10 protein-coding genes are annotated in these 12,835 nt (G+C 72.9%); 3 read left to right on the top strand and 7 right to left on the bottom strand.

From position 1 onward, the window contains the following. Positions 1-29: 29 nt before the first annotated feature. From KGS77_RS13340 to KGS77_RS13320, 5 genes are all read right to left on the bottom strand, one after another. Positions 30-788 carry a hypothetical protein gene (locus KGS77_RS13340; protein ID WP_242581223.1) on the bottom strand — a complete coding sequence of 253 codons (759 nt, stop codon included), beginning with the start codon at positions 786-788 and terminating at the stop codon, positions 30-32. 209 nt (positions 789-997) lie between these two features. Continuing rightward, a complete protein-coding gene (locus KGS77_RS13335; RefSeq protein WP_242581220.1) occupies positions 998-2,587 on the bottom strand; it encodes a DHA2 family efflux MFS transporter permease subunit in 1,590 nt (529 codons plus the stop codon). A gap of 106 nt (positions 2,588-2,693) precedes the next feature. Beyond that, positions 2,694-4,421 (bottom strand): transporter, encoded by a 1,728-nt coding sequence (locus KGS77_RS13330; RefSeq protein ID WP_242581218.1) that lies wholly within the window; start codon positions 4,419-4,421, stop codon positions 2,694-2,696. Then, complete coding sequence (locus KGS77_RS13325; RefSeq protein WP_242581216.1) at positions 4,418-5,230, bottom strand: ABC transporter ATP-binding protein; 813 nt, start codon at positions 5,228-5,230, stop codon at positions 4,418-4,420. The genes KGS77_RS13330 and KGS77_RS13325 overlap by 4 nt, the downstream gene beginning before the upstream one ends. Positions 5,231-5,790: 560 nt before the next feature. Then, the gene (locus tag KGS77_RS13320; protein WP_242581214.1) at positions 5,791-6,462 is read right to left on the bottom strand and encodes a bifunctional DNA primase/polymerase; all 672 of its coding nucleotides are present in this window, start codon (positions 6,460-6,462) and stop codon (positions 5,791-5,793) included. A 426-nt stretch (positions 6,463-6,888) separates the two neighbouring features. Between KGS77_RS13320 and KGS77_RS13315 the strand changes: the two genes are divergently transcribed. Beyond that, positions 6,889-8,283: a transcriptional regulator gene (locus KGS77_RS13315; RefSeq protein ID WP_242581210.1), complete on the top strand. Its 1,395-nt coding sequence runs from the start codon at positions 6,889-6,891 to the stop codon at positions 8,281-8,283. A 512-nt stretch (positions 8,284-8,795) separates the two neighbouring features. On the opposite strand, the gene KGS77_RS13310 is transcribed toward KGS77_RS13315, so the two are convergent. Beyond that, positions 8,796-9,032, bottom strand: coding sequence for a hypothetical protein (locus KGS77_RS13310; protein WP_242581208.1), 237 nt, complete (start codon positions 9,030-9,032; stop codon positions 8,796-8,798). Between the two features lie 210 nt (positions 9,033-9,242). Here KGS77_RS13310 and KGS77_RS13305 point away from each other — a divergent pair, with 210 nt between their 5' ends. Next, positions 9,243-10,670, top strand: coding sequence for a hypothetical protein (locus KGS77_RS13305; protein WP_242581206.1), 1,428 nt, complete (start codon positions 9,243-9,245; stop codon positions 10,668-10,670). Between the two features lie 127 nt (positions 10,671-10,797). Here the strand turns inward: KGS77_RS13305 and KGS77_RS13300 are convergent, their stop codons facing one another. Beyond that, positions 10,798-11,955 (bottom strand): ABC transporter substrate-binding protein, encoded by a 1,158-nt coding sequence (locus KGS77_RS13300; RefSeq protein ID WP_347404582.1) that lies wholly within the window; start codon positions 11,953-11,955, stop codon positions 10,798-10,800. 354 nt (positions 11,956-12,309) lie between these two features. On the opposite strand from KGS77_RS13300, the gene KGS77_RS13295 reads away from it, so the two are divergent. Continuing rightward, positions 12,310-12,816: a hypothetical protein gene (locus KGS77_RS13295; protein WP_242587453.1), complete on the top strand. Its 507-nt coding sequence runs from the start codon at positions 12,310-12,312 to the stop codon at positions 12,814-12,816. Positions 12,817-12,835 lie beyond the last annotated feature (19 nt).

Genomic DNA, 12,835 nt, shown 5'->3' with positions numbered 1-12,835 from the left:
CGCGCCAACGGACCGGCTTGCACTCGTTATTACAAGCCCTGTTCGTGGACGAGGGAGGTGAGTGAGCGGTCGGGCAGGAATGAGCCGTATCCGGTGGCTGACCACAGGCTGCGGTCGGCCGGTATCTCGTGGTACGGGACCGGGTGGTCCTCCAGGAGGTCGGTGAGGGTTTCGGGGGAGCGGCGGGCGCGCAGGGCGCGTATGCAGGAGGTGCAGGCGGCGACGGTGAGTTGCTCGCGCCGGTTGTCCGGGCGCCACGGTATGCGGCGGACCGCGGGGCCGTGGAGCGGGTGGAAGAAGCACAGGGGGAGCGGGGCGGGCACCCCGGGCGTTCGGGAAAGGGCGGCGTGGCCCTCGGCGACCAGGGCGAACGCGCCTGCCAGGTCGGGGATTCCGCGGGCCTGCTTCAGGACCGTACTGGCCGCGGCACAGGCGTCCAGGGCGTGTTCGGCGGGTGCGGCGGTCCCGCCCCGCGCGCTGCGTGCCCGCTCGCCGAGGCGGGCGACTTCCTCGGTGGCGCAGTCGCGTATCCCGTCCTCGTCGCCTCGGCGGGCGGCCTCCGTCACGGCAGGGGGGAGAGTGAAGGGGGCCGTGAGGTGGCGCAGCCGGGCGCGGCGGCGCAGGAGGAGGGCGACCGCCGCGACGAGGAGCAAGGGGCCTGCGGCGAGCAGGAGCAGGCGGGCGAGGGAAGGGGAGGCGTCGCCGGGGCCGGGCGCGGCCTGCTGTGCGGCGTGGGCCACGCCGGTGCCGTACAGCATCAGCAGCCCGCTCGCCATCGGTACCGTCACCGCTCGCGGCATCCTCGCCACCCCCGTCGGTCACTCGTCGGTCACTTCGTCACTGGCCCGACGCTATCGCTCCTGTGCCGAACTCGCCGGAGCCTGTGGATAACTTGCGGACGGCGGGCTCGTCCGCTCGTCCGTGGGCCTCTGTCCGCCTCGCTCCTGGTCGCTGCGCCCGTCCTGCCTGCTCACTGCCCGTACTGCCTCGCCTGCGCTCACCGCGTCCGCCGCGGCAGCAGCAGGGCCGGCAGCAGCGCCAGGGCCATCAGGCTCACGGCCCAGATGTACGTGTGCTGGAAGGCGGCGGCCAGTTGGGGTGCCAGGGCCCGTACCGCGTCGGCGGGCAGGGTGTGGACGGCTTCCAGACCGCCTGCCAGGGACCCGGGCAGCCGGTCGGCCATGGCGTTCGCGAGAAGTACGGACATCAGGGCGGCGCCGGTCGACCCGGCGAGCTGCGGGATGATGCTCAACACCGTCGAGGCGGCCGGCAGATCGGGGGCGGCGACGCCGCGGGTGGCCGTCGCCATGGCCGGCATCATCGTCATGCCGACGCCGACACCCATGACGGCGAGTGCGCCGACGAGCATCCAGTACGGCGTGTCGGCCGCGACCTGGGTGGTGAAGGTGAGGAATCCGGCGGTGGCCAGGCCCACCCCGCAGAGGATGAGCCGGCCCGGCGCGACCTTGTCCACCAGCCGGCCCGCGAACTGCATGGTGATGCCCGTGGCCAGGACCTGCGGGATGCCCAACAGCCCGGCGTGGGTGGCGCTCTGGCCCCGTACGACCTGGTAGTACAGGGGCAGCAGGAGCATGGAGCCGAAGTACGCCACGACGAAGAGGGCGAGCGTGGCCGCCGCGGCGCCGAACGGCCGGTGCCGCAGCAGCCGCAGGTTCAGCAGCGGGTCGCGGGCGGTCAGGGCGCGGACGATGAAGGCGATGATCAGAGCGGCGCCCGAAAGGGCGGGAAGCAGGGTGCCCGGGGCGGTGAAGGAACGCTGTTCGGCGCCGGTGCTCAGGCCGTAGATCAGCAGGGCCAGGCCCGGGGAGAGCATCAGCAGGCCGGGGACGTCCAGCCGGCGGGTGGGCTTGGGGGTGTCCCGTCGGAAGACACGTGCGGCCAGGAGAAGGGCCGCGGCGCCTACGGGGAGGTTGATGAGGAAGATCCAGCGCCAGGAGACCTCGTCGACGAGGTAGCCGCCGAGCACCGGGCCGACCAACGGGCCGACCAGGGCGGGGATGCCGAGCACGCTCATCGTGCGCCCCCTGCGGGCCGGGTCGGACGCCTGGACGAGGATGGTCATGCCGACCGGCTGCACCATGCCGCCCGCCAGCCCCTGAAGGACGCGGAAGACGATCAGCGACTCGGTGTTCCAGGCCAGACCGGCCAGCGCCGACCCGAGCCCGAACAGGCCGATCGCGAGCATGTAGAGGCGCTTGGTGCCGAAGCGGCCGACGGCCCACGCGGTGACGGGCACGACGGTGGCCAGCGCCAGGGTGTAGCCGGTGGCCACCCACTGGATCGTGGCCAGGGGCGCGTGGAACTCCTCCGAGAGGTGGTTGAGGGCGACGTTGACGACGGTGGTGTCCAGGACGGTCATCAGCGAGCCCAGCACCACGACGAAGGCCGTCGCGGCGACCCCGTACGTACGGGGCCGCCGCTCAGGAGGGCGGTGCCGCTGCCCGCGCGTACGGCGTCGTACGGAACGTGTGGGACGCGCGGCGGCTACCGGTGTGGGAGAGGCGGGAGGGGTGGGGGAGGCGGGAGGGATGGGGGAGGAAGCGGCTGGAGGCGGGGGCGTGGACATGGAGGGCTCCTGTCGTGGCGGCCGGGGGCGCCCGGCCGATCACTCCGCACCCTCCGGCCTCAAGCGGACTTGAGGTCAAGTCCGCGCCGCCGGCCGCCCCGCCACGTCATCCCTTGCTCACCGCCACCAGGATCTCCGGCAGCCGCGCCGCCACCCGGGGCGCGGCCAGCCGCATGCCCAGGACCGCCACCCCCACGCCGTACGCCGCGCCCAGCGGCAGCAGCACCCACAACAGGCCGTGCAGACCGGCGAGATGCAGCCAGATCGTCAGCCCCAGGAGCGGTGCGAGGAGCACCGCGCCCACGAGCATCCCGCCGAAGAGGCTGAGCCAGGCGATGGCGCCCTGCCCCGGCGCGACGTTCTTGTTGCCCTCCGACGGGATCGAGTACGGAAGGAGCGCCGAGGAGTCGGCGCCGGTGGCGATCAGCGCGCCGAGCAGGGCCAGGGAGAGCCCGTACACCTCGGCGAAGGACGACCACGGGCCGATGAGGGCCGCCGCCCCGACGACCACCAAGGTGACGTACGGGATCGCTATCAGAAGGATCGCCGACGCCCGCCCGCGCAGCTCCAGATACGCGTCGCGCGGCGTGGAGATCGTCGAGGCGACCATCCAGAAGGCGGAGGTGTCCTGCCCGAACTGGTTGTACATCTGCATGCCGAGCAGCGCCGACGCCGGAAGAGCGGTGTAGATGTTGCCGCCGCCCTGGACGACGGTGATCACCGGGACCAGAAGGCCGACGCCGATCGCCGTGGCCCAGCCCATCTTCGTCTTGGGGTCGCGCCAGGCGTAGCGCAGCGTCCGCAGCATGACGGTGCCCGTACGGCCGGCCGGCAGCAGCCGCAGCGGTCCGCGGCCGACGGCGTTCCGCCCGGCCTTGCGCCCGCTGTCCTGCTCGGCCGCCTGGAGGGTGGAGGAGTCGGGCGCGGTCATCACCACGGTGAGCGTGCGCCCCCACCACCACAGGAGCAGGACCAGTGCGAGCACGGTCAGCCCCAGGCCCACCGCGGCACGCCCGTACGAGCCGTCGCTCGCCGCGTCCACCGCGTCGACCGCCGAGGCGGGCGGCACCCAGCGCAGCACCGCGGCCACCGGGTCCAGGAGCGCCAGCCCGTCGGGGGCGGTCAGCCGCCGCAGGCCGAGGTTGACTCCCTGGGTGGCCAGCGCGATCAGCAGACCGCTGAGGACTGCCAGGTCGCGACCCCGGCGGCTGGTGAGCAGCCGTACGTTGGCGGTGGCCACGCCACGCGCCAGGGCCACACACACCAGGACCAGCAGGGCCGCGGCGAGCACGCCGACGACGGCCGCCACCGCGCCGTGTGCCAGCATGATCACCGAGCCGGTGGCCAGCGCCAGGGTGAACAGCGGGCCGATCCCGACCAGCGACGTCACCAGCAGCGCGCCGACCAGCGAGCGTGGGCGCAGCGGCAGCATCGCCAGCCGGGTCGGGTCCAGCGTCTCGTCGGCCGCGGGGAAGAACAGCGGCATGCCCGCCCAGCCCAGGGTGAGGACGCCTGCGAGCAGGACGCCGAGCGCGCCCGCGTGCTCCACGCCGCGCAGCGCGATCAGTCCCAGCAGTACGGCGGCAGCGGCCAGCAAGGCCACCACCAGCGACGTCACGTACGCGGCGGTACGGCCGCCGGACTGGCGCAGCCCGTTGCGCAGCAGCGACAGCTTCAGCCGTACGAAGACACCGGTCAGGGCCGTGCCGGTCGGGTGTGCGGGAGCGGCGCCGGCCGGGGCGGTGCCACCGGGGGCGGCGTGGCCCGCGGTGGCCTCAACGTTGCTCCTCGGAACGTCGCTCGTCGGAACGTTGCTCGTCGGAACGTCGCTCATCGCGCGCCGCCGCCCAGCCAGTCCAGGTTCTCCCCGGCGCCGTTGCCGCGCGCGCCGACGAGTTCGAGGAAGGCGTCCTGGAGGGAGGGTGCATCACCCCGTACGTCCGCGAGCGGACCCTGGGCACGGATGCGTCCGGCGGCCAGCACCGCCACCCAGTCGCACAGCGACTCCACCAGCTCCATCACATGACTGGAGAAGACGACGGTCGCACCGGAGGAGGTGTAGCGCTCCAGCACGCCGCGGATGGTCTGCGCCGACACCGGGTCCACGCCCTCGAACGGCTCGTCGAGGAAGAGGACTTCGGGGTTGTGCAGCAGCGCCGCGGCCAGGCCGATCTTCTTGCGCATGCCGGTCGAGTAGTCGACGACGAGCTTGTGCTGCGCACCGGACAGGTCCAGTACGTCGAGCAACTGCCCGGCGCGCTTGTCGACCTCCTCGCCGGGCAGACCGCGCAGCCGCCCTATGTACGCCAGGAGTTCTCGGCCGGACAGCCGCTCGAACAGGCGCAGGCCCTCGGGCAGCACCCCGATCCGCGACTTGACGGCGACCGGATCCTGCCAGACGTCGTGACCGACGATCTCGACCTTCCCGGCGTCCGGGCGCAGCAGGCCGGTGACCATGGAGAGGGTGGTGGTCTTGCCGGCCCCGTTCGGGCCGACCAGGCCGATGAAACGGCCGGCGGGCAGGGTCAGGTCGATGCCGGCGACGGCGACCTGCTCGCCGTACTTCTTCCACAGGCCCTGGACGTGGACGGCGGGCGGGCGGTCCGCCGTGCGGTGGGCGTCCGGTGATGTCGATGTCGACATCGATGCCGATGACGACGGCGTGCCGGCTGTCCCCGGTGCCGTCGATGTGGCCGCTGTTGCCGATGTGGACTGCCGGGAAGACTCCCCGGATCGCTGTTCGCTGTGTGCCGGCTCTTTTGCCACCGGTCCTGCCCTTCAAACGTCCCCGCAGGGGCCGGTCCGTGCCCCCGTTCGTCGTTCCACCATACGGGCGGGTGTACGAGCCCGCCGCGCGGCCGGTACGGGGTGGAACGAGAGGCTGGAACGCGGGGGCGGGACGCGGGGAAGAGGCGCGGGGAAGAGGCGCCGGGGCAGGCGAAAAGCCCGCGCGACAGCACGGGAGGAATCCGGGGCCCGTGGGCGCGGAGTGGGTACGGGGAGGGCGGAGCGGCGAGCGGGACGGCGCGGTGGGACCGGTCGCGCCGAAGTCCGGCTCGGCGCTCACGGCGGGATCGACGGCCGGGGGCGGGGCGAGGACCGGGCCGGGGACGGGCCGTGGACTGGGACGGGCTGTGGACTGGGACGGGCTGTGGGTGGGACGGGCCGTGGACGGGACGGGCCGTGAGTGAACGGGGAGCGGCTCAGCGTCCGCGCGCCGCCGCGGCCTCCCGTCCGCAGGCGTACGCGAGCGGGCTGATGAGGTCCTCGGTGTCCGGGAGCCAGCGGTTGGCGGCCGTGGGCTGGCGCGCCCACTGCACCGAGCCGTGCAGCCCCACCCGTGTCGGCGGCGCGGCGATGTAGTCGCCCTCGCCGCGCGCGACCAGATCGAGCGCGGAGGGCGGCCAGCCGAGCTTCTGCACCAGGTCGTGGACCTTGGCGGCGGCGCCGGGCAGGACGAGGAAGAGCATACGGCGGTGCGGGGTGCGGGTGACCGGTCCGAGCGGGAGATCCATGCGTTCCATACGGGCCAGGGCCAGGCAGCCGGCCGTCTCGGGCACGTCCAGCGCGTCGAACGTACGCCCGGTCGGCAACAGGATCGAGGCGCGTGGGTGCTTGCCCCACAGGCGGCGGGCGGCCGTCGCGCTGCCCGTGGCCTGGCCGGCCCAGCCCGGAGCGCAGGGGTGCGCGCCGGGCGCGGCGCAGTCGACGGCGTGGCACGAGCAGCGCGGCCGTTCACCGTCCTCTTCCAGCCATGCGCCGGGGAAGACGTCCCAATGCCGCTCTTCTGTGTAACGCACCGCAGTGTCGATCAACTGCTCACCGCGCTGCTTGGGGATCTGCGGGGCTCCTGTGACTCCGATGGTCTCTTCCACGCTGAACACAACTTCCCATGTCACCAAGGGTTACGGCCGACATGCGTACGTCCCCGGCGCATCGTTCTTGCACGTGGGGCGCATGGGTGCATGTGCGGGGGCGCGTGGGCGGCTCCGGCGGGAAGAACGGGTAGCCACCTGCGTGACGGGCGGAGAGGCCGCCCGGCGGTGTACCGAGGCCCATGCCAGGCCGTCCCCGGGCCTTCCGGGGCGGCCCCCGGCCGCGGCGCCGCGAACTCCACGCGGGCACCACGCGCCATCTCCGTTTTCCTGCGCCGACCTTCTGCCATTCTGTCAAGAGTGCACCAGTTAGGGCGTATATCCCGGATATCCAGGACGTCTCGGATATCAGGGACAAGGGTGGGGAATTGCTCATTGGGAACGGCGTTCGCTGGTGAACGCGCAGCAGTAAACAGGGGGTACAGCATGGCCGCCAGGCCACTCGTCGCGCGGCAGCCGAACGAACGGCTGCAGGCGCTCATTCAGGAAGCCGCCTGCTCCAATGCCGGGCTCGCCCGCCGCGTCAACATGTGCGGCGCCGAACACGGCCTCGACCTGCGCTATGACAAGACCTCCGTCGCCCGGTGGCTGCGCGGCCAGCAACCGCGCGGCAGGGCCCCCGCGATCATCGCGGAGGCGCTGGGGCGGAAGTTGGGTCGTACTGTCACCATCGACGAGATCGGGATGGCCGACGGCAAGAACCTGGCGTCCGGCGTGGGACTTCAGTTCTCACCCACGGTCCTCGGTGCCATCGAACAGGTCTGTGAACTGTGGCGCAGCGACGTGGGCCGCCGCGACTTCCTGAGCGGCTCGACGGTGGCCGCCTCGGCACTGGTGGAACCCAGCCGCGACTGGCTCATCACGGGTACGGACACACAGGTCGCGCGGAACGCCGGGGCACGGGTCGGACCGGCGGACGTCGATGCCGTACGGGCCATGACGGCGGCGCTGTGCGAGCTGGACCACCGGTACGGCAGCGGGCACGTCAGGCCGGTCGTCGTGCACTACCTCAACAGCGTCGTCTCCGGGCTGCTGGCCGGCTCCTACCGGGAGAGCGTGGGGCGCGAACTGTTCGCCGCCGTCGCCCGGCTGACGGAGCTGGGCGGCTACATGGCGGTCGACACCGGCCAGCCGGGGCTGGCGCAGCGCTACTACATCCAGGCGCTGCGGCTGGCGCAGGCGGCGGGCGACCGGGGTTACGGCGGTTATGTGCTGGCCGCCAGCATGAGCCACCTCGCCGCCTCACTGGGCAACCCTCGCGAGATCGCGCAACTCGCCAAGGCCGCCCAGGAAGGTACGCGCGGGCACGTCACACCGAGGGCGGAGGCGATGTTCTTCGCCGCGGAGGCACGCGGGCACGCCCTGATGGGCGACGCGCGGGCCTTCCAGACCGTGGCGGGCCGGGCCGTCGGGGCGATGGAACGCGCCGACACGGGGACCGAGACGGGCGATGACCCCGTATGGATCTCCCACTTCGACCATGCCTACCTCGCCGACGAACTGGCCCACTGCCACCGTGACCTGGGCCAGGCGGCACCGGCCCGGCAGCGTGCCCAGGAGGCGCTGGACGGGCATCCGGAAGGGCGTGCCAGGCGCCGCGCCATCGGCCTGGTGCTGCTGGCCACGGCTCAGGTGCAGCAGCGCGAGATCGAGCAGGCGTGCCATACGGGCACCCAGGCCGTGGAGTTGCTGAGCGGGCTGCGCTCCAACCGGGGGGCGGAGTACCTGGAGGACTTCCAGCAGCGGCTGGAGCCCTACCGGGACGAGCCGGTGGTACGGGAGTTCGGCGCACGGCTGGAATTGCGCGCCGCTGCTGCGTGACAACGCACGGGGGCGCACAGGAGCGTACGGGGGCGCATGGTCATGCGGTTGGCGACGGTCGGCCTTCATCGCCGGGCGGGCTCGGGAACCGGGGCGCGGCGGGAGCCGCGGTCCGGGCGGGAGCCGGTCCGGCGGTGAGGGCGTATCCGTATTCCGATTGATTCGTATTCCGATTGAGCGGGAACGGGGGACGCGGGAAGAGGGGAAGCGGGAACAGGAGGGGCGGGGCGGTCGGTGGAATCCCGGTGTGACCAGGCGACGTGGTCGAACACGACGGCGACCCGGTAGCGTGAGCCGACGATTTCGTAAGGCTGCACATAGTAGGAGTCCCGGTGACGCAGAGCGGACAGGACGGCAACCCGCAGAATTCTGCGGGCGGGCCGGCCCGAGAGGGCGTTGTACTGCCCGCCAACGGTGAGCCGTGGGTCCCGGACCAGCAGGCCGCGCCGCCGGCCGGCCAGCCGTGGGGCGGCGCCTGGGGACCGGGCGGCCAGGCACAGGGACAGCCTCAGTCACAGGGACAGCCGCAGGCGCAGGGACAGCCGCAGGGACAGCCGCAGCCGCCGTTGTACGGACACGGGCAGCCGCCCCAGAGGCAGGCGGCGCCGGGCCAGGCCCCCTACAGCCAGGGCGGTGCGCCCATGCCGCCTGCGCCGCAGGGCGTGCAGCAGCCGTACGGCGTGCCGTCGCAGCCGCAGCAGAACGCACCGCAACAGCAACAGGGCGTGCCGCAACAGGGCATGCCGCAACAGGGCGTGCCTCAGCCGCCGCCGTCGCAGGGTGGATTCGCGACTCCGCCGCAGGCGTCTGCGACGGCGCCGCCCGGGCCGGCGCCGATGGCTCCGGCTCAGTCCGTACCGGGGTCTCCGCCCTTCCAGGGGCAGCCCCCGGCTCAGGCCCAGGTCCAGGGGCAGCCTCAGGCCCGGGCTCCGCAGCCGCAGGCTCCGTACGGGGCGGCCGTGCCCGCGACGCCGCAGGCCGGGGCGCCACTTCCGTCCGCCGCCGGTGACGCGGAGGCGACGCAGTTGATACCGCCTTTGAACGCCCAGTCGGGGCAGGCGGTGCAGCCGGGGCAGATGGGACAGCCAGGACAAGCAGGGCAGCCTGGACCCGTCGGCCCGACAGGCCCGACCGGCTCGACAGGCCCCATCGGTCCCGGCGCGGGCCCCGTACCCGGTGCCGTACCGCAGTCTCCCCAGGCGTCCGCCCGGCCCGAGCGCCCCGGGGAGTCCACGCAGTTGCTGCGCCCGGTGAAGGCGCACCAGCCCCCGCCGCAGGCCCAGCCCCTGCCGCAGTCCCCGCAGCAGCCGGGTCAGCAGCCCCAGCCGTACCAACAGCAGCCGCAGCAGTCACAGCAGCCCCAGCAGCAACAGGCCGCCGCGGCACTCGCCTCGGAGCCGACCCAGCTCATACCTCCGGTCGGTGGTGGCACCCCGCCCCCGCCCGGCCCACCGTTCGGGGCACGGCCGGGCACGCCCGACGAGCGCCGTACGCCTTCCGAGTTCGACGGCCTGTTCCGGCCCGAGGCCGCGGGCGCACCGCCCGGCGTGGGCGGACCGGGCGGCGGGCCCGAGGCTACCCAGCAGTTGCCGCGTCTGGACGCCTCCGGGCAGCCGCAGCCCGGCGGCCCGTACCAGTTCGATCAGCAGTACGCCGCGCAGCCGCCGTACGACCCCCTGGGCGACGGTCCGGGCTATGACGACGACGGTGGCGGGCGGCGCCGCCGGCTGGGCCCCGCCGTCGTCGTGGGCGCCGTCATCGTGGCGCTGGCCGGTGTCGGGCTCGGCGTGGGCTGGGCGCTGTCCGGCGGCGACTCCCCGGAGAAGAAGGACACCGGCAGTTCGTCCACGGGGGCGGCCCAGGGCGGTGACGGCAAGGACACGGACAAGGGTGCGGACAAGGACAAGGACAAGAAGGAGCCGGCGGCCGACCCCGCGGCAGCTCAGGCCAAGGATCTCGACGCGCTCCTGAACGACAGCAACAGCAGCCGCTCCGCGGTGGTCGGTGCCGTGGACGACATCAAGTCGTGCGACAACCTGGACGGCGCCGCGAAGGACCTGCGGGGTGCGGCCGGGCAGCGCAACGACCTGGTGGCCCGGCTGGCCAAGCTGCCCGTCGACAAGATCCCGCACGGCAGTGAGCTGACCGCCTCGCTCACCAAGGCGTGGAAGTCCTCCGCCGCGGCCGACAACCACTACGCGGCGTGGGCCAAGCAGGTCAAGGGCAAGAAGGGCTGCAACAAGGGCAAGGCCCGGGGAACGAAGGAGGCGGCCCGCGCGAACAAGGCCAGCGGTGAGGCGACGAAGGCCAAGAAGCAGTCGGCAGCGCTGTGGAATCCGATCGCCAAGAAGTACGGTCTGACCACGCGCGGTCCCGGACAGCTCTGATCAGTTCCGGTCAGTTCCGGCCGCTTCCGGTCACTGCCGGGAAGCTCCGAGCAACGGCAACGGCAACAGCGACGTCACGCCATGCCACGTCACGCCACGATCGGCGCCGGGTCAGGACTCGGAGCAGTCAGGACTCGGAGCGGGGCCGTTCCAGCGTCCTGGCCACGTTCACGAAGCCGTCCCTGGCCGCCACCAGCCGCCCGTCCCGTACCACCTGATAGGTGACCATCCCGTTGACGATCCGCGGGAAGTCCTGGACCGCGAGCATGTCCTCGGAGCGCCAGCGCAGCCCGGGTGTCAGCCCGCCCGTGCCGATGGCCCGCTCACCGAGGTCCAGCTCGCGCCGGACGCGCGGGGCGGTGATCCGGGCATCGCCGTCCTGCGCGTCGAGCCGTGCGACGACGGCGCTCAGCACCGTGTACGCGATCCAGGTCGTCTGGACGCCCGGGTCGGTGGGATCGAGGCGGTTGTCGCCGAAGGCGTGCTCGTCGATGACCCGGCGCATCGGCTCCCAGCGGGCATCGCTCGCCACCGGGTACCAGCCCGTCAGATACGCCCCTTCCAGCGGCCCGCCGCCGCCTCCCGTACGGTCCACCAGAGCCTGTCCGACGCTGCCCAGTACGGAGGCGACCCGTACCCGGGAGCGCTCCGGCCGCAGCCGCCGGAAGGAGTCGAAGAAGGTGTCGGTGCGCTCCCCGAGCGTGGCCGTCACGCATCCGCTCCCCGCGACCGCGCTCCGCACGGCGTCCAGGGCGTGCCGCGCGGCGGCCGAGTAGTCCGTGCCGTCCTCCGGTGCGCGGACGTCACCGGCCGGGGCGCGGCTCCCGCTGGTCAGGCCGGAGTTGAGGAGCGCCGGCATCCGGTCGCCCTGGAGGGTGTCGGGGCGGACGAGCGCGACCCGCTCGCAGGCGCCGGCCAGTTGTCTGCCGTTGCCGGCCAGCAGGGCCGCCGGTCCGCCGTTGACCGGGTAGGACAGCGGGCTGGCGAACTCCTCGTCGGAGGCGCCGTAGCCGCCGATGAACGGGATGTCGTTGATCTCCAGCGGCGACATGAAGGAACGGCCGAACTGGCTGTACGAGCCGACGACGGCGACCGCCCGGGCGCTGACGGCGCGCTGGGCGCAGTGCGCGGCGGCCACCGCGTCGTTGTGGTCGTTGCAGGTGAGGACCTTGAGGGGGTGACCGCTGAGGCCGCCCCGGGAGTTGACCCAGCGCGCGTATGCCTGCGCCATGGCCGGCATTCCCGGCATATTGGTCGCCTTGGTGCCCTCGGGGGCCCAGGTCATGACCGTGATCGGGTCCTTCTTCGCGGAGCCTTCCGCCGCGCCGGGCAGGGCCCCGCAGCCCGCGAGCGCGGTCGCCAGGACCGCCGTACAGGCCGTGACGGCACGGGCGCGGGCAGCCGCGCGGGTGCGGCCGGTCCGGGCGCCGGCCGCCGAAGGAAAGGGGGCGGAGAGGGGCGAAGGGAAGGTGGGGCGGGTGTGGCGGAGGGGAGCGGAAGAGGGGCGTCGCCGTCCGGTCATGGGCCCGCAGCCTTCCGCCCCGTACGGAACGGCCGAGTGACCAGGTCGCAACCCACGGTGACGCGTCCGTGAACTCCAGGGGGCCATCGGTGATCGCCGGAGAAGAACGTACGATCGATTACCGTGCAAGATTCGGAGAAGTCTTCCCGCCGCGGCCGTCGCTCGACCACCATGGGCGCCATGCCGCTCAACGACATGCCGTGGTGGCGCTGGCGCAGCAATGTGCGCTCCGCGCTGCACATGCTCTCCGACCCCGCCTTCCAGCAGGAGACATGGCTGGCCGGCGTCCCGGGGTACGGGGACGTCACCGATGCCGTGTACCGGCTCGTCGAGGACACCTGGCTGGACAACTGGTCCGCCGAGAAGTACGTCGGCACGATCTTCCGGGACGCGCAGGAGGCGTCCCTGGTGGACGTGGCCGTGCTGCGGGTGCTGCGGATCATGCACCAGGTCGGCGCGGACGCCCCGGTCGCCACATACATGGGGCACCACTCCTGGCCGGAGGCCGTACGGGCCGCGCGCGAGGCTCACGTACGGATGGCGGTCGCGGACGGTGACGACCCGGACGCCCCGCCGTACTCGCTCGAACAACTGGCGATCATGACGCGTGGCCTGGTGGCGTAGCGGTGAGCAGCGGCGAAGG

Source organism: Streptomyces sp. MST-110588, from assembly GCF_022695595.1.
In the GTDB taxonomy this organism is placed as follows: domain Bacteria; phylum Actinomycetota; class Actinomycetes; order Streptomycetales; family Streptomycetaceae; genus Streptomyces.
Note: the sequence above shows the minus strand (reverse complement) of the source record. Positions and strands in the feature narration are given on the sequence as shown.